21 protein-coding genes and 1 tRNA gene are annotated in these 14,885 nt (G+C 71.4%); 21 read left to right on the forward strand and 1 reads right to left on the reverse strand.

What is annotated here, in order from left to right:
* The first annotated feature begins 2 nt into the window (after window positions 1-2).
* From dnaG to FHU40_RS18425, 3 genes are all read left to right on the forward strand, one after another.
* Window positions 3-2,819 carry a DNA primase gene (gene dnaG, locus FHU40_RS18415; RefSeq protein ID WP_183593666.1) on the forward strand — a complete coding sequence of 939 codons (2,817 nt, stop codon included), beginning with the start codon at window positions 3-5 and terminating at the stop codon, window positions 2,817-2,819.
* The gene (locus tag FHU40_RS18420; RefSeq protein WP_221199894.1) at window positions 2,816-3,340 is read left to right on the forward strand and encodes a hypothetical protein; all 525 of its coding nucleotides are present in this window, start codon (window positions 2,816-2,818) and stop codon (window positions 3,338-3,340) included. The genes dnaG and FHU40_RS18420 overlap by 4 nt, the downstream gene beginning before the upstream one ends.
* 52 nt (window positions 3,341-3,392) lie before the next feature.
* Window positions 3,393-3,465 (forward strand) — tRNA-Asn (locus FHU40_RS18425).
* On the opposite strand, the gene FHU40_RS29860 is transcribed toward FHU40_RS18425, so the two are convergent.
* Complete coding sequence (locus FHU40_RS29860) at window positions 3,427-3,795, reverse strand: helix-turn-helix domain-containing protein (RefSeq protein WP_183593904.1); 369 nt, start codon at window positions 3,793-3,795, stop codon at window positions 3,427-3,429. The two genes, FHU40_RS18425 and FHU40_RS29860, sit on opposite strands and share 39 nt — an antisense overlap.
* Before the next feature lie 36 nt (window positions 3,796-3,831).
* Here FHU40_RS29860 and FHU40_RS18435 point away from each other — a divergent pair, with 36 nt between their 5' ends.
* The 18 genes from FHU40_RS18435 (at window position 3,832) to FHU40_RS18520 (ending at window position 14,863) form a co-directional block, all read left to right on the forward strand.
* Window positions 3,832-3,999 carry a helix-turn-helix domain-containing protein gene (locus FHU40_RS18435; RefSeq protein ID WP_183593667.1) on the forward strand — a complete coding sequence of 56 codons (168 nt, stop codon included), beginning with the start codon at window positions 3,832-3,834 and terminating at the stop codon, window positions 3,997-3,999.
* Window positions 4,000-4,278: 279 nt separating this feature from the next.
* Window positions 4,279-4,869: a helix-turn-helix domain-containing protein gene (locus FHU40_RS18440; RefSeq protein WP_183593668.1), complete on the forward strand. Its 591-nt coding sequence runs from the start codon at window positions 4,279-4,281 to the stop codon at window positions 4,867-4,869.
* Window positions 4,866-5,336, forward strand: coding sequence for a hypothetical protein (locus FHU40_RS18445; RefSeq protein WP_183593669.1), 471 nt, complete (start codon window positions 4,866-4,868; stop codon window positions 5,334-5,336). Before FHU40_RS18440 ends, FHU40_RS18445 begins: the two co-directional genes overlap by 4 nt.
* Before the next feature lie 43 nt (window positions 5,337-5,379).
* A complete protein-coding gene (locus tag FHU40_RS18450) occupies window positions 5,380-6,378 on the forward strand; it encodes a peptidoglycan recognition protein family protein (protein ID WP_183593670.1) in 999 nt (332 codons plus the stop codon).
* A gap of 194 nt (window positions 6,379-6,572) precedes the next feature.
* A complete protein-coding gene (locus tag FHU40_RS18455; protein WP_183593671.1) occupies window positions 6,573-6,950 on the forward strand; it encodes a MazG-like family protein in 378 nt (125 codons plus the stop codon).
* Between the two features lie 120 nt (window positions 6,951-7,070).
* Window positions 7,071-7,484 (forward strand): hypothetical protein, encoded by a 414-nt coding sequence (locus FHU40_RS18460; RefSeq protein WP_183593672.1) that lies wholly within the window; start codon window positions 7,071-7,073, stop codon window positions 7,482-7,484.
* A 176-nt stretch (window positions 7,485-7,660) separates the two neighbouring features.
* A complete protein-coding gene (locus tag FHU40_RS18465; protein WP_183593673.1) occupies window positions 7,661-7,810 on the forward strand; it encodes a hypothetical protein in 150 nt (49 codons plus the stop codon).
* A gap of 69 nt (window positions 7,811-7,879) precedes the next feature.
* The gene (locus FHU40_RS18470) at window positions 7,880-9,034 is read left to right on the forward strand and encodes a hypothetical protein (protein ID WP_183593674.1); all 1,155 of its coding nucleotides are present in this window, start codon (window positions 7,880-7,882) and stop codon (window positions 9,032-9,034) included.
* A 6-nt stretch (window positions 9,035-9,040) separates the two neighbouring features.
* The gene (locus FHU40_RS18475; RefSeq protein ID WP_183593675.1) at window positions 9,041-9,289 is read left to right on the forward strand and encodes a hypothetical protein; all 249 of its coding nucleotides are present in this window, start codon (window positions 9,041-9,043) and stop codon (window positions 9,287-9,289) included.
* 9 nt (window positions 9,290-9,298) lie between these two features.
* Window positions 9,299-9,865, forward strand: coding sequence for a hypothetical protein (locus tag FHU40_RS18480; protein WP_183593676.1), 567 nt, complete (start codon window positions 9,299-9,301; stop codon window positions 9,863-9,865).
* A 91-nt stretch (window positions 9,866-9,956) separates the two neighbouring features.
* A complete protein-coding gene (locus tag FHU40_RS18485) occupies window positions 9,957-10,199 on the forward strand; it encodes a hypothetical protein (protein WP_183593677.1) in 243 nt (80 codons plus the stop codon).
* Between the two features lie 43 nt (window positions 10,200-10,242).
* Window positions 10,243-10,383 (forward strand): hypothetical protein, encoded by a 141-nt coding sequence (locus tag FHU40_RS18490; RefSeq protein WP_183593678.1) that lies wholly within the window; start codon window positions 10,243-10,245, stop codon window positions 10,381-10,383.
* Window position 10,384: 1 nt separating this feature from the next.
* Window positions 10,385-10,723 carry a hypothetical protein gene (locus FHU40_RS18495; protein ID WP_183593679.1) on the forward strand — a complete coding sequence of 113 codons (339 nt, stop codon included), beginning with the start codon at window positions 10,385-10,387 and terminating at the stop codon, window positions 10,721-10,723.
* Window positions 10,723-11,502, forward strand: coding sequence for a hypothetical protein (locus FHU40_RS18500; protein ID WP_183593680.1), 780 nt, complete (start codon window positions 10,723-10,725; stop codon window positions 11,500-11,502). Before FHU40_RS18495 ends, FHU40_RS18500 begins: the two co-directional genes overlap by 1 nt.
* A gap of 7 nt (window positions 11,503-11,509) precedes the next feature.
* Window positions 11,510-12,199 (forward strand): transglycosylase SLT domain-containing protein, encoded by a 690-nt coding sequence (locus FHU40_RS18505; protein WP_183593681.1) that lies wholly within the window; start codon window positions 11,510-11,512, stop codon window positions 12,197-12,199.
* Entirely contained in the window at window positions 12,196-12,849 is a 654-nt protein-coding gene (locus tag FHU40_RS18510) for a M23 family metallopeptidase (protein ID WP_183593682.1), read from the forward strand. The genes FHU40_RS18505 and FHU40_RS18510 overlap by 4 nt, the downstream gene beginning before the upstream one ends.
* Window positions 12,849-13,289, forward strand: a complete 441-nt coding sequence (locus FHU40_RS18515; protein WP_183593683.1) for a hypothetical protein — start codon at window positions 12,849-12,851, stop codon at window positions 13,287-13,289. The genes FHU40_RS18510 and FHU40_RS18515 overlap by 1 nt, the downstream gene beginning before the upstream one ends.
* The gene (locus tag FHU40_RS18520) at window positions 13,289-14,863 is read left to right on the forward strand and encodes an SGNH/GDSL hydrolase family protein (RefSeq protein WP_183593684.1); all 1,575 of its coding nucleotides are present in this window, start codon (window positions 13,289-13,291) and stop codon (window positions 14,861-14,863) included. The genes FHU40_RS18515 and FHU40_RS18520 overlap by 1 nt, the downstream gene beginning before the upstream one ends.
* The last annotated feature ends 22 nt before the right edge of the window (window positions 14,864-14,885 follow it).

Consider the following 14,885-nt stretch of genomic DNA (forward strand, 5'->3'; position numbering starts at 1 on the left):
GCGTGGCAGGACGGATCCGCGAGGAGGACATCGCCGAGGTGCGCGAGAAGGCGCGCATCGACGACGTGGTCTCGCAGTACGTCACGCTCCGCAACGCCGGCGGAGGGTCCCAGAAGGGGCTCTGCCCCTTCCACGATGAGAAGTCGCCGTCGTTCAACGTCAACCCGGGCCGGGGCTTCTTCCACTGCCTGGCAGGGGAGACCCGGGTCCTGACCTGGGACGGGCCCCGCGAGATCCGTGAGCTCGCGGGTGGGACGCACCGGGTCCTCGGGGCGCGGGGCGACTGGCTCGAGGCGCCGTTCAAGTCGTACGGCGTTCAGCAACTGCACCGCATCGTGGTCACGCGCAACCGGCAGCGGAAGGAGCTCTTCGCCACCGACGGCCACCGCTGGTTCGTGCGATCCGGGAGGGACCGGAAGAAGCGCCGCGAAGTCCTCACCGCGGATCTGAAGTCCGGTGACCGCCTGGCTTCGACATTTCCGCGCTCGCGGATCCAGCGAACCACCCCGTCGCCGTTCGGCATCGCCCACGGGTTCACGTACGGCGACGGCACGCGATCCGGTACCGGGAGCATGGCCCTGCTGTGCCCGCCGAAGGACCTGGCGATGCTGAAGTGGTTCCCGAACAGCCACACGTCGGCGTCCGGCGACAACCTGCTCGTCCACCACCTGCCGCGCTTCTTCAAGGACCTGCCCCCTCTGGACGAGTCGGTGTCCTACCTCTACGGATGGCTGGCCGGCTACTTCGCGGCCGACGGATGCGTGGCAGAGGACGGCACCGTCATCCTCAACTCGGCCCGTCGCGAGGACCTCGAGTTCGTCCGCACCGTGTGCACCCGGCTGGGCATCGCGACGTACGGGATCACGTCGCAGTCACGCGTGGGGCTGGGCACGGAGGCGACCGATCTGTTCCGCGTCCACTTCGTGAACGACGACCTCACCGAGGACTTCTTCCTGCTGGACAGCCATCGACAGAGGTTCGTCGATGCAGAGAGGAAGTTCGCCCGCCTGGGCTGGGTGGTGCAGTCCGTCGAGCCCACCGACCGGGTGGAGGAAGTCTTCTGTGCCGAGGTCGAGGACGGCCACGCCTTCGTCCTCGAGGACAACATCCTCACCGGCAACTGCTTCGGCTGCGGAGAAGGTGGCGACGTCATCACCTTCCTGATGAAGATCGACGGCCTCAGCTTCGGCGAGGCGGTCGAGCGGCTCGCCGAGAAGGTCGGCGTGGTGGTGCGCCGGGAGGACGACGGGTTCGGCGGCCGGGACGACCGCCCCAAGGGCCCCCAGCGCGGCCGGCTGATCGAGGCGCACAAGGTGGCGCAGCTCTACTACGCCGAGCAGCTCGGCACTCCCGACGCGCTGGCCGCCCGGCAGTTCCTCGCCGAGCGGGGCTTCGACCAGGCCGCGGCCGAGACCTTCGGCATCGGTTTCGCCCCGCGCGAGGGCGAGGCGCTCTTCAAGCACCTGCGCGGCCGCGGGTTCACCCAGGAGGAGACGGTCGAGGCCGGCCTGGTGGCGGTCGGCCGCTCGGCGTACGACCGGTTCCGGGGGCGGCTGCTCTGGCCGATCCGCGACGCTAGCGGAGACACGATCGGCTTCGGCGCGCGGCGGATCTTCGACGACGACCGCATCGAGGCGAAGTACCTCAACACCCCCGAGACCAAGATCTACAAGAAGTCCCAGGTGCTCTACGGCCTCGACCTGGCGCGGCGCGAGATCGGCCGGTCGTCGCAGGCGGTGATCGTCGAGGGCTACACCGATGTGATGGCCTGCCATCTCGCGGGCGTCGGCACGGCGGTCGCGACCTGCGGCACGGCGTTCGGCGACGACCACGCGCGGGTGCTGCGGCGCTTCCTCAACGACCACGAGGAGTTTCGCGGCGAGGTGATCTTCACCTTCGACGGCGACGCGGCCGGGCAGAAGGCGGCGGTCCGCGCCTTCGGCGGCGACCAGAACTTCGTCTCCCAGACCTACGTCTCCGTCGAGCCCGACGGCCTCGACCCGTGCGACCTGCGCATCAAGAAGGGCGACGCCGCGGTGCGCGAGCTGGTCGCCCGTCGGGTGCCGCTCTACCGGTTCGTGCTCTCCAACATCGTCGCCAAGTACGACCTCGACCGCGCCGACGGCCGCATCGACGCGCTGCGTGAGGGCGCCCGCCTGGTCTCGAGCATCCGCGACCGGTCGAAGGTCGACGCCTTCGCCCGCGAGCTCGCCGGGATGGTCGGCGTCGACCCCGACGAGGCCCGGGCCGAGGTGCGCAGGTCCGCCTCCCGACAGGCCCGCGACGCCGGCGGCCCCGGTGCCGGGCAGCCCGCGGCCGCTCCGCCGCGCTCCAACGTCCCGGACCTCCGCGACCCGCGCTTCTCGATCGAGCGCGAGACGCTCAAGCTGGTCATCCAGCACCCGATGACGATCGGCCGGCTCACCTCCGACGTCGGCCCCGACGACTTCACGCACCCGACGTACCGCGCCGTCTGGGAGATCGTCGCCGCAGCCGGCGGGCCCACCGCGGGCGCCGGCGACGCGGGCTGGGCGACCCGGCTGCGCGACGCCGCGGCCGACCCGGCGGTCTCGTCGGCGATCAGCGCGCTCGGCGTCGAGCCGCTGATGAAGGAGCCCGACGCGGCGTACGTCGCCCAGTACCTGCTGCGGCTCCAGGAGCTCACCGTGGCCCGGCGGATCGGCGACATCAAGTCCAAGCTGCAGCGCACCAACCCCGTCGAGAACCCCGAGGTGTTCAACCGGATGTTCGGAGAGCTGGCCGCCCTGGAGGCGCACCGCCGCGCGCTGCGCGACCGCCTGACGGGGCCGGCCGAGTGAGCCCGCTCTTCCGCCGCGAGCGGACCCCGGTGCGCGTCGAGCGCGGTGAGCGGCTGCTCGCCGACGCCGTCGCGGCGGACGCGCGCCTCGGCGGCACCCGCGACGCGCTGTACGTCGTCCGCACCCTCGGCCACGACCGCCTCGGCCTCGAGGAGACCGTGCGGATCCCGTGGGAGCAGGTCCAGGCCGCCGACTGGGACCAGGACACCTCGACGCTCCGGGTCAGCGAGGTCGGCGCCTGGGGGGAGCGGCGCCCCGAGCACACCTTCAACCTCACCGAGCCCGGGCGGCTGCTCGAGCTGGTGCGCGAGCGCGTCACCGCCAGCGTCGTGCTCCAGCGGCACGTCCCGGTCGACGGCCGGCGCGGGGTGCGCGTGATCGCCCGCCGTGCGCCCCGGGGAGACCAGCCGATCGCCTGGTTCTACGAGTACGACGAGGGCGTCGACCCCGACGATCCCGCCGTCCGCCGCGCCGCCGCGGAGGCGTTCGCCGAGGCCCGCGCCGCCGTCGGCGCCGACTGACACCTCGATTTCCGCTGCTGCCGGCCGATTGCTAACCTGTGCGGGCGCACGATCCCCTGTAGCTCAACTGGCAGAGCATTCGGCTGTTAACCGGAGGGTTGTTGGTTCGAGTCCAACCGGGGGAGCGTTACCTCCTCCAACGGAGGCAAGAGATCGCCCGGCTCCACGTCCAGGAGCCGGGCGATCTTCATTAGCTCAGGGATCGTGATCGACGTCTCGCCGCGCACCTTCTTCCCGGCCGTCGACTGACCAATGCCAAGCGCCCGGCCGAGCTGGACCTGAGTGATCCGCTTGCGCCACATCAGCTGGTGAATCCGAGCGCCGACCTCGTCCGCGACCTCCTGCTCGTCGACGAGCAGGGCCTCTTCAATCTCCACGATGTTCGCCATGTTCGCAGAGTACATCTGTGGCGCCCGAATGGTTGATAAATGCCCAGAAGTCTCGGCGTGTCTCATCGTTATTAGTCAAATAATCGCTCATAGTTCCTATCCATGAGCGGACTCATGACGGTGCCGGAGGTTGCGGATCAGCTGCGCGTTCACCCGGTCACGGTGCGGCGTTGGATCAAGGATGGGTCACTTCCGGCGGTGAAGGTGGGCCGGGACTACCGGATCCAGGCCGCGGTTGTCGAAGCGCTGGTGACGGGCGGGGCCTCGTGACCGGCCTGGTGGTCGCGCTGACCTACGTCCTCCAGGCTGTGGGCGTCTGTGGCCTGGGCTGGGGCGCGGTCATCGCGCTCCGAGCTCGCGAGTGGTAGCCGTGGCCACCCGGCAGTCCCCAGCCGAGCGTCGCGTGGCCGAGATCGAGGCCTGGACCGCAAACCAGGAGCGCACGCGGGCGGCGTACGTCGCCAGCACGGCACCTGCCCCGGTGAAACCGCGGTGCACCGGGTGCGGTCGGCGGACGTACCACCGCTCCGGCCTCTGCAAGGAGTGCCGGTGATCGACGTCAACGGGCCGCGGCCGGCCGTCTCCTGGGCTACAAGCTTGCCGCGCGAGTGGACAACGACGCGTGAGCGCCTGGTGCTCTTGCTGCTCGCATTCGATACCTACGATCAGCGACCGCCCTTCTGGTGCAGCCCGAAGCTCGAGGACTTGGCTCGCTCTGCCGGCGAGCACAAGGGGCGGATCGTCGAAGCGATCGACGAGCTCGTGAAGCCGACTGAGATCAGGCCGGCCCTCGTCGAGAAGATCGCGGGCACCGGCCGGCGCCGTTCGAAGTACCGGCTCCTGGTCGAGCCCGAGCTCTATTACGCGGACCACTACGAAGATTCGCGGTCCGGCAGAGCGGACCACAACTCAACGGAGTTGTGGTCCGCTCTGCCGGACCGCAACAGCCCGCGTAGTGGTCCGCGTAGTGGTCCGCGTAGTGGTCCGCGTAGTGGTCCGGCCCCACGGACCACTCCACTCCACTCCACTCCAACGGGTCATTCATCTGCCTCCGTAACTGGTCCGCGCGCGAGCCCGACCGATGGCTATGACCCGCCCGGATTCACCCCCCCCCTGTTCGACGACGGGATGAATGAATGAGAAGCAGCTGGCCAGCCCTCACACCAGACCAGGCGAAGGAGCTCGCCCGGTTCATCAACTCGCTTCGGCGTGACTGGGATGTGCCGGGGGTGTTCTCACAGCTCGGCCGGGCCCGCGATCGCGCGCCGGGCCCGGAGTTGGCGATCGCCGCGATCAGGGCCGCGATGAGCGCGCACAACCGCACGCCGGCCGTGATCGGCATGGACGGCGAGCACTGGCGCACCCCGGCCGGGACCTCGAGGCCCCGGGCCGTCGACCCGGCCGAGCTGTGCCGGGTCTGCGGACACCCGGAGCCGCGCTGCCGGGAGCTGCGCGAGCGGCCCAGCGACGGCCACCGCCGGGAGCTGCCCGGCGACGGCGCGCCGGTCGACGCGTCCACCGGCGAGCTCGCGGCGCCGGTCGACCACTCGGCCCACCGCGCCCAGCTACGAGAGCTCATGGACGCCGCCCTGGCGATGCCCGACTGACGCACGAGTGACACGGATTCCCAACCACAGAAGGAGATTCACCATGTCCAACCCGCTGTCCAACCCTCTGCCCGCCGCCGGCCCGGAGGTCGTCGACCTCGCCGCCGAGCTGCACATGACCGACGACGAGGCCAGCTCGTGGCTCGACGTCGAGCCGACCGTGGTCACGCCCGACCTGGCGCGGTTGACCGGTTTCGCGCCCGACTACGTGATGGCCACCTGGCTCGCGGCGGTGCTGCGCGGCGCTGACGTGCCGGTGGTGACGTACCCGGGCTGGAGGCACCGCGGCCGTCCGCGCACCGCGGGCCCGTTCATGCCCGAGGCCGTGATGTGGCACCACGACGCCTCCGCCCCGGGTCCTTCGCCGGCGTTCGCGAGGTTCATCGCCGAGGAGGGCCGCCCCCCGGGCATCCCCGCCCCGCTCTCGCAGCTGTGGGTCTGCATGGGCTGCAACGGCCGGCACCCGGTCGGCACCTGGCACGTCCTCGCCGCCGGCCGCGCGAACCACGCCGGCGAGGGCGCCGGGTTCGGCGTGATCGGCCGCGACCGTGGCAACACCCAGTCGCTCGGTGTCGAGACCGACAACACCACCGGCGAGCCCACGCCCTGGCCGATGTACGCGTCGCTGGTGACCGGGACCGCCGCGATCCTGCGCCGCCTCCAGGCCGACGCCAAGGACTCGCTGTGCGGCCACAAGGAGTACGCCGCCGGCCGGAAGCCCGACCCCGACGACATCGACATGCACCAGGCCCGCGCCGACGTCGCCGCGCAGCTGCGCCGACCGCTGAAGGCCTACCCGGGACCCGAGCACTTCAAGGTCGGCCACCAGTGCTCGAAGAGCCGCTCGGTCAAGCAGCTCGAGAACTGGCTCCTCGAGCTGCCCGCCAACGCCAAGTCCAGACACGAGGCCGGGGCCACCGCCACCAAGTGGACCATCGACCGCGTGAAGGCGTTCCAGAACGCCCACGACCTCGCCGGCGACGGCCAGGTCACCGCCGAGACCTGGCGCCTGATCCAGGTCGCCGCCCGGAGCGCACGATGAGGACCGCGTTCGTCGCCCTGGCGGTCGCGATGGCGGCCTACGACCGCGGCCGGCGCCGCGGCCGGCTGGAGACCATCGCGGCGCACCTCAAGATCGCGAGGGCTGAGCGATGACCGTCCCGATCCTCGTCGCGGCCCTGATCTTCCAGACGGTCGTCATCGCCCTCCTGGCCGCGCGTCTCCTCGGTGGTGGCGATGCCTGACCAGACGGCCGAGAGTGGCGACACCACCGCCGACAACCTCGTCGCCCTGTCCCGGTGGATCGACGCCGGGAACGCGGGCCGCGATCCCGAGGCGATCACCTGGGGTCGGCTCGCCAAGATCACCGAGGAGGCAGGCGAGGTCATCTCCGCCTACATCGGGTACACCGGCCAGAACCCGCGCAAGGGCACGACCCACAAGCGCAGTGACGTCGTGGCCGAGCTGCTCGACGTCGCCGTAGCGGCGCTGGGTGCGGTCGAGCACCTGGGCGATCACCAGGGCCTTGCGCTGCTCGCACTGGAGGACAAGATCAACGCCGTCGCCGAGCGCGCTGGCGTAGCCACTCCGCCCGGTGGTGAGTCGGATGGCTGAGCCGGTCTCGTACCCCTGCTGCGTGTGCTGCGACTGCGCCGACACGGCGCGCAGCGTGCACGACGACCCGTGCCCGGTGCCCGGCTGCGAGTACGTCACACCGCCCGAAGGGAACCGAGCATGAAGGCCGAGACTGCGCAGGTTGCCGGGATCGAGCAGGCGTCCGCGCCGTGCTTCTATCCCGAGGACGAGAATGGCCAGGCCTTCGAGTGGGGCGACGGCACGCCGCACTGGACGACGGCATCCGAGGCGTGGCGGATGCTGCGCGTCATCCGGCGCGACGACCGCGGCTTGGATCTCCGCCTGCGGCGCGAGACGGAGCCGTGCTGGCACGTCGCCTGCGACGAGTGCGGCTACCGCTACGACGAAGACGAGTGGTGCTGCCACTTCCTCAACCTGGCCGAGGCCCGGGCTGCCGCCGACGACTCGGGATGGACCACCGTCCATGGGCGGCTCCTGTGCTCGGAGTGCGCCGTTGAGTCCGACGAGTGTCCCGTCACTCCGCCCGGTCAGGCGGTGGTCGCTGAGTCCTGAACCTGGCGACACGCCCAGCGAATCCGACGTCATGCATGCACGTAAGGCGTCGGATTCGCGCTGTGTGAACCACTCCCGACCGAGAGGATGACGATGTCCACCAAGGGCCTCCTGTACACCGCGGTGATCGCGCTCGCCGTGACCGTGGCGTACGACAAGTACGGCAAGCGCGGCTGATGGCTCGCCCCGCTCGCGGCCTGGCGTTCTGGGCTGCCGTGGGTGGCGTCAGCGTGGTCTCGCTGACGCTGCTGAACATCGCGGCCGACCGCCTCCCGATCCCGGGGCTCGCCGAGTTCCGGGACTACGCCGTACGCCGCAACGGCTGACCGCCCACCCCCTGCCGGGGCCGTGCCCGGCGCACCCTCCGAGCACACCCCACGAAAGGAACAACGCAGATGGCGCAGGCAGCCGAGCGTTACATGCAGGGCATCGCGGTGCCCGAGTCCGCCGTCCGGCCCGGCGAGTTCTTCGCCCGCACCCGGCGCAAGCTGGGCCTGGAGTACAACAAGACGTATGCCGGGCTGGGTGCCCAGGACGTCGTCGAGATCAAGAAGACCGACATCCTGTCCGAGCTGACGGTCCGGTTCGTCGGCACGCTGACGGTCACCCCGGGCACCGGGGCGGTCGCCACGACCCGCCGGTGGCCCTACGACCTGCTGAAGAAGATCCGGTTCACGGCCAACGGGCAGTCGAACCTGATCAACGTCTCGGGGCTGAAGCTGAAGGTGCACCAGTTCATGCGCCACGGTGACCTGACCGACCGCGGCGTGTCCCAGAGCATCGCCGGATCCACGGTCACCCAGGGCACGCTCGCGAAGAGCAGCGAGTCGTGGGGTGTGGGGTCGGGCGCGACGGCGATCGCGGCCGGTACCTACGACGTGGACCTCGAGTGGGTGATCCCGGTCTCCGAGGACCAGGTGGACCTGATGGGCGCGATCTTCTGCGCGACCTCGAGCACCGACCTGTCGCTGATGCTCGACTGGGCCACGCCGGCCGAGCTGTTCGCGCTGACGGGCAACGGCGCCGCGGCGCTGGCCGGGAAGGTCCAGGTGCTCGCGAAGCGGTTCAGCATCCCGATGGCGGACGGCACGATCATCGTGCCGGATCTGTCGCAGTTCCACTCCCTGATCGAGATCAGCAAGGGCGACGGGTTGGGCTTGGGTGCGAACGAGATCTACCTGACGGGCCAGGGCGCCGGCAAGACGTTGATCAGGCTCTTCAGCCAGGTCTGGAACAACAACGTGCCGCTGCCGGTGACCGACGCCAACTTCGGTCGCCTCGCCTGGCGCTACTCGGGCAACGAGACCCCCGACGAGATCGAGTCGGGCGCGCTGATGCGGCAGCTCAACGAGAAGTACTACAACACCGACATCGGCAAGGTGTGGGGGTTCTTTTCGCACGAGTACGCCCAGGAGAACGCGTTCCGCGACACCGTCGACCTGGGTACCACGGCCGAGTTCCGGCAGATCATCGAGATCGCGGCCGGCGTCGCGCTGTCGAACCCGCGGGTCGAGTACGTCGCCGAGTCCATCTTCGTCGCGGGGTCGTGATCGGCGATGGGTAGCTGGATCCAGGGCCCGGCCGAGAAGTACGGCGGCTCGTTCATCTCGAACAAGCCCCAGCAGAGCGACGACGCGCGCGAGCTCGCGCCCGCGGCCGGGCCGGCGGGGAAGCAGTCGCCGTTCTCGCCCTCGCACCCGCTGTTCTGGTTCGGCGTGGTCGCCGCGGCGTCGGTCGGTCTGATGGCCTACTCGACCAGCGTCCGGGTCGGCCCGGCGTCCGCGTCGGTCAGCCTCGGCAAGTAGGGGGCATCGGTGACTGCCGCAGTAGCAGCTGAAGCCGCGGGCGCAGGTGGCGCCGCGGCCGGTGGTGCTGCGGCGGGCCGGGCCGCCGCCGGTGGTGCGGGAGCGCAGACCGCCGGCGGCGGGCCGGCGACCGGGCTGGTCCCGGGAGCCGCACGGCGGCCCGCCGCCGGTGCTCGGGGCCGGCGAGGGGCGCGCGGCGCCCCGGGACCGGCCGGGCAACGCGGATCCTCGGGCTCCTCGAGCACGGGCCGCAGCTGGTTCCAGAAGGCCGGCGACGTCGGCCAGGGCGCCGAGCAGGCCATCGACTCGGGGATCAAGGAGGCCCGCGGGCTCCGGCTCACGCCACCGCGCCGGCTCACCGTCAACGACGGCGCCGGGTTCCTCGGCGGCCTGCTGCTCTACGTGCTGTTCCTGAACTACCTGCGCTACGGCAAGGACGGCGTGACGGGCTGGCTGGGCGCGAAGTTCCTCAACCGGCCGTGGTACCCGCTCGACGACAGCGGTGCCGACGCGAGCAACTACGGCCGGGGCGACTGGGACGAGGACGACGATGAGGACGAGGTGGAGACCACATGAGGCTCAGCGGCCTGGTCATCGTCGCGTTCGGCGTCTGGATCATCGTCCAGGTCACCGCCGGTGACGGCCTGCAGCGCCTCGGGGTGATCGAGTGACCTGGCGCGGCGTGTTCACCGGCATCCTCGCCCTGGTCGCGCTCCAGGCGCTCGTCGGCCGACGCGACAGCGCCGAGCGGGTCGGGGAGGGCTTCGAGTGGCTCTCCACCCTGGCCAGCGCGGCGCTCGACCCGTCGAAGCCGGCCATCCCCGACCTGGCCGGCGTCGGCCCGGCCCTCAATGACGGCGACTCCGGCGGCGACTCCGGCGGTGGCGGGGGAGGCGGCGGGTCCTGGTGACCCGTCGCGCGTCGACGTACGACACAACGAAAGCGAGAGCACGATGGGCAAGACCGCACTGAAGTACATCGGGATCCTGACCGGCCTCTACATCATCGTCTACAACGGCTCGAAGGCCGGCTCCGTGGTCACCAAGGGCGCGGCCGGCGCGAGCAGCTTCGTCCGGACCCTCCAGGGCCGCTGAGATGGGCTGGAGCAACGTCCGGGCCCGTCAGGACCTCGCGTTCGGCGTCGACCCGCACGCACGCCAGGGCCTCAGTCTCGCGCGGGTGATCCTGCGTCGCGCCCAGGGCGTGGGACTGCGGGCGGTGCTGGGCGCCGACGGCGACCCGGAGATCTCCTACGGCGGCTCCTACGGACCGCAGGTCCAGCCCGAGATCACCGGCGCCGCGGGCCGGATCGCCTCGCCCTCGGTCACCCGCGACATGGGCGGAGCGGACATCGCCACCGGCGTCACCTCGACCAGCAGCGCCGCGGCGGCCACCTTCGCCGAGCGTCTGCGCCGCGGCCGGGTGATGACCTGATGGCCACCCCATCCACGCCATCCACGCCAGGGTTCGAGGGACCGCTGAACCCGGCCCCCGGCGCGCCGGCCCCTGGCCCGGCACCAGCGTCGGCCGGCAGCACCCGCAAGGGCAAGGGTCTCGGCGGGCTCGGCGGGCTCTCACCGAAGATGCAGCTGGCCGCGGCCGGCGGCGTGGTCGTGCTGCTCGCGGCGTTCATGGCCCGACGTAACGGGGGCGGGATCGACTACGGCACCGTCGACACCAGCACCGAGGACCTGATCAGCGAGCTCAGCCCCGCGTTGAGCAACCTCGGCGACCAGGTCGAGGGCCTCGGCGGCCAGATCGGCGGCCAGCTCGAGCAGCTCGGCGAGACGATCAAGCCGATCGTGCCCGCCGAGCCCGACGAGCCGCTCGAGGTCGTACCCGGCCCGCCCGGACCACGCGGCCCCCGCGGCCGGCCCGGCAAGAGCGCCCCGAAGGCGACGGCGAAGAAGCCGGAGAAGAAGACCACCAAGAAGCCCGGCGCACGACCCGGCAAGAAGCCCGGCAAGGGCAAGGCGGCCAAGGCTGACGGCCAGAAGAAGGGGCCCCGGTTGCCCGGTCGGCCGGCGGTGACCAAGCCGAAGAAGCCGAAGCCGAGGGCGACCGCCGCGGCCCGGCCGGCCCAACTGGGCCGCACCTCGCCGGCCGGCCGTGTCCCGGCCGCTCGGCCCGCGGCGTCGCGCGGTGCGGCCACCACCCGCGCCGCGGTGAAGAAGGCCGCGACCCCGGCGAAGAAGGTAGCCAAGAAGAAGTGAGCACGCTGTGGGCACGCTGACGCCGGCGTACGTCTTCAGGCTGGCGCGCGGCGCCGGCCTGAGTCGCCCGCGCGCCGTCATCGCCACCGCGATCGCGATGGCCGAGTCCGGGCTGGACCCGGGCGCCGAGGGCGACGTCGCGCTCGCGGACGCCACCTGGGGCCCCTCGCTCGGCCTGTGGCAGATCCGGTCGGTGCGCGCCCAGACCGGCACCGGTCGGGCCCGAGACGCCCAGCACCTGCGCGACCCCGCGTTCAACGCCGTCGCGATGGACGTGATCTCCAACCACGGCGCTGATTTCTCGCCGTGGTCGGTGTACAAGTCCGGCGCCTACCGGCAGTACCTGGACGAAGCCGAGGCGGCCGCACGCGGCGGCCCGCTGTCGAGCACACCCGCCACCCCGGGAAGCTCGACCGCGCCGCCAGCCGGCTCACCCGCCGGCGGAGGCGTATCGGTGGCCGGCATCAAGGTCCCCGGCATCCCCGGCATCCCGGGGGTGCCCGACCCCGGCGACGTGCTCGGCGGCGCCGGGGACCTGCTCTCCGGCATCGGAGGCGGCGCGCTGGACGTCGCCCAGGGCGTCGTCGGGCTCCTGGTCAAGGAGCTCGCCCCCGCGGTCCTGATCGGCGCCGGCGTGCTCGGCGGATTCGCGATCATCGCGATCGGCCTGTGGCGCGGCACCGAGGAGACACGATGAGCCTCACCAGCACCGGCCGCCGCCGCGCGCTCGAGGACGGCAAGTGGGTCCAGCCGGTCCAGGGCTACGCGATCACCACCCCGTACGGCAAGGCGGGCTCGCTGTGGTCCTCGGGTGCCCACACCGGTGCCGACTTCGCGTGCCCCACCGGCACACCCGTGCGAGCCGTCGCGGCCGGCCGCGTCAGCTCGACCGGCTGGGCCGGCGCCTACGGCAACCGCGTCGTCGTGGTGCACAAGCCCGGCCTGGAGACCTGGTACTGCCACCTCTCCCACATCGGCGCCAGCCGCGGCGAGCAGATCGTCGCCGGCACCGTCGTCGGAGCGGCCGGCGAGACCGGGAACACCACCGGCCCACACCTCCACCTCGAGGTCCGCGTCAACGGCCAGCACCGCGACCCAGCGCCGTACCTCTCCGGCGCCGTCGACGCGCCGTCGACCCCGACCTACAACACCGGCGCCCAGCCCGCCGACACCCCGACCAACCCCGCGCTCGTGAACGCGGCCAACTCCAACATCGCCGGCGCCCTCACCACCGAGATACGCCGCCTGACCATCGTCGCCACCGTCGTCATCGGCGGCGTCGCACTCATCGCCGTGGGCATCGCCCAGGGCAGCAAGCCACGGCAGTCACCGAGAAGGAGCAGCTGATGGGTTTCCGAGACGTAGGCCGAGCACAGCCGGCCCCCAACGCCGAGCCGGCCCAGCCCGACGACCGCGACACCCAGCTGATCAAGTGGGGCGTCGAGCTCGAGCGCGCCCTGGGCGAATCGGTCGGCGGCGTCCTGCTCCGCGGCGCCCGCCCGGTCGCGGTCGGCATCACCGAGGGCGCCACCAAGCGGGTCGCGACCTCGCCGTCCGCGATGGTCGGGTTCGCCCTGACCAACGAGTCCGACGAGGGCGACGTGACCGTCCGCGTGCTCTTCTACGACGGCGGCAACGACGACGCCGACGTCATCATGAAGGTCGCCCTCGCACCCGGCGAGAGCGCCCGTGACTGGTTCTTCCCCGGGATCAACCTCCAGCACGGCCTCTTCGTCGACTACGACGGCCCGATCTCCGGCAGCGTGTTCATGCGCGGGAGCGACTGATGGGCACCAGCGGCACCCGCCTCGCGGTCGAGGCCGTCGAGGGCCTCGACCTGGTCGTGGCCGAGGGCGGGAAGGTCCCCGAGGCCTACATCCCCGACCGGCTCGCGGACGGCCAGGTCGTGGTCGGCGACGGCTCCGGCAACGTCCCCGAAGACCGGCTCCCAGAGCGGCTCTCCGCAGGCAGTCTGACGGCCTCGACAGCGCAGAGCATCCAGCCCGGCGAGACCGATCCCCAGGCGGCCGTCGACGCGCGCACGGCCACCGCTCTGGACCTGTCTCTGGCCCCTGGCGCCCGAGCGTTCGTCTCACGAGTGCGGATGGGGCTGTCGGCCGCGTTCGGCATCGCCTCGGACTCCACCGCCGACAAGATGTACGAGTGGCTCGTTATGGGCCTCCTGCTGTGGACGGGCCGCTACGCCCCACGCGCCAACGTCGACGTCTACGAGCGCAACGGGAGCGCCGCGAGCTACAAGAGCCCGGTGCCGGTGCAGACGGGCGTTAGCGCACGCGCAACTGTGATCTACGACGACTTCGCGACCCCGGCCTCCGACGTCATCGGCACCACCCCGACTGTCGGGACGCCGTGGGCGGGTAGCCACGCGAACGCGGCAAACGACTTCGACGTTGCCAACGGCCGGATGCGCGCCACGTCGTCGGAGACCCTGCGCGCCACCATCGTGAACACCGTCCCGGTCGGCGACCGGGCCATGTCCGGCCGCACCTACCAGACCGGGGTCGGAGTGCTGCGTCTCGGCATCGCCCGCAAAGACGACAACAACTGGCTGGCGCTGTTCATCGACCGCGCTGCGGGCAACTGGCGCGGGCAGATCGTCCAGCGGATCGCCGGGGCCCAGGCGACCATCGCGACGATGGACCAGCTCACCAACTTCCCGGCTGGCGACGCGTTCGACTTCGGCATCCAGGTTGTGGGCAGCCGCTGCACCGCGCAGGTCAACGGGGCCCCCCTGGGATGTGTCCTCGACGCCGACGCGACCGACCTCGTCGCGACCTCGACCCTGATCGGAATCTGGGTGACGACGAACTTCGCCGTGGAACTCGACTACGTCCGCGTTGAGCAGCTGACCGCGGCCACCGCGCCTCCCACCGTGTCCATCTACAACGGCGGACTATCCGGCAGCCAGCTCTCCGAGCAGCAGGGCCACATCGCCGAGCTCTACCCCAGCTCGACCCCCCTGCACGGGTTCGCCATCAACCACGGGCACAACCACGGCAGCACCAGCCCCACGGCGTTCCTCGAGGCCATCGACTCGTTCGTCGCCGACCTGCGCGCACAGCAGCCCTCGGTGGGCCTCATCGTGGCCTCCCAGAACCCCGAGCTGCTGCCCTCGGCGAACGTCGCGGACCACCGAGCACGCAACGCCGCCCTGCCCGCCTATGCGCGCCGCAACGGTTACACCTACGTGCCCGGATACGAGTCCTACTCCATCCGCCTCGACGGCGGCGCCAGCGCGATCCAGGCGTCGGACGGCGTCCACCCCTACGGGAGTCTCGCCGAGCCCGCTGGCTCCGGCCTCCAGGCGAACGCCCTGGCCGACACGCTCGCGACGTTCTGATCTATCGACCGGGAATGGCCCG

Source organism: Nocardioides soli (assembly GCF_014191495.1).
GTDB lineage: Bacteria > Actinomycetota > Actinomycetes > Propionibacteriales > Nocardioidaceae > Nocardioides > Nocardioides soli.

Coding starts and splice junctions, on each gene's coding strand:
- FHU40_RS29860 (WP_183593904.1), bottom strand. CDS start 3,795: ATGAGACACGCCGAGACTTCTGGGCATTTATCAACCATTCGGGCGCCA.
- FHU40_RS18435 (WP_183593667.1), top strand. CDS start 3,832: ATGAGCGGACTCATGACGGTGCCGGAGGTTGCGGATCAGCTGCGCGTT.
- FHU40_RS18445 (WP_183593669.1), top strand. CDS start 4,866: ATGAGAAGCAGCTGGCCAGCCCTCACACCAGACCAGGCGAAGGAGCTC.
- FHU40_RS18450 (WP_183593670.1), top strand. CDS start 5,380: ATGTCCAACCCGCTGTCCAACCCTCTGCCCGCCGCCGGCCCGGAGGTC.
- FHU40_RS18455 (WP_183593671.1), top strand. CDS start 6,573: ATGCCTGACCAGACGGCCGAGAGTGGCGACACCACCGCCGACAACCTC.
- FHU40_RS18460 (WP_183593672.1), top strand. CDS start 7,071: ATGAAGGCCGAGACTGCGCAGGTTGCCGGGATCGAGCAGGCGTCCGCG.
- FHU40_RS18465 (WP_183593673.1), top strand. CDS start 7,661: ATGGCTCGCCCCGCTCGCGGCCTGGCGTTCTGGGCTGCCGTGGGTGGC.
- FHU40_RS18470 (WP_183593674.1), top strand. CDS start 7,880: ATGGCGCAGGCAGCCGAGCGTTACATGCAGGGCATCGCGGTGCCCGAG.
- FHU40_RS18475 (WP_183593675.1), top strand. CDS start 9,041: ATGGGTAGCTGGATCCAGGGCCCGGCCGAGAAGTACGGCGGCTCGTTC.
- FHU40_RS18490 (WP_183593678.1), top strand. CDS start 10,243: ATGGGCAAGACCGCACTGAAGTACATCGGGATCCTGACCGGCCTCTAC.
- FHU40_RS18495 (WP_183593679.1), top strand. CDS start 10,385: ATGGGCTGGAGCAACGTCCGGGCCCGTCAGGACCTCGCGTTCGGCGTC.
- FHU40_RS18500 (WP_183593680.1), top strand. CDS start 10,723: ATGGCCACCCCATCCACGCCATCCACGCCAGGGTTCGAGGGACCGCTG.
- FHU40_RS18510 (WP_183593682.1), top strand. CDS start 12,196: ATGAGCCTCACCAGCACCGGCCGCCGCCGCGCGCTCGAGGACGGCAAG.
- FHU40_RS18515 (WP_183593683.1), top strand. CDS start 12,849: ATGGGTTTCCGAGACGTAGGCCGAGCACAGCCGGCCCCCAACGCCGAG.
- FHU40_RS18520 (WP_183593684.1), top strand. CDS start 13,289: ATGGGCACCAGCGGCACCCGCCTCGCGGTCGAGGCCGTCGAGGGCCTC.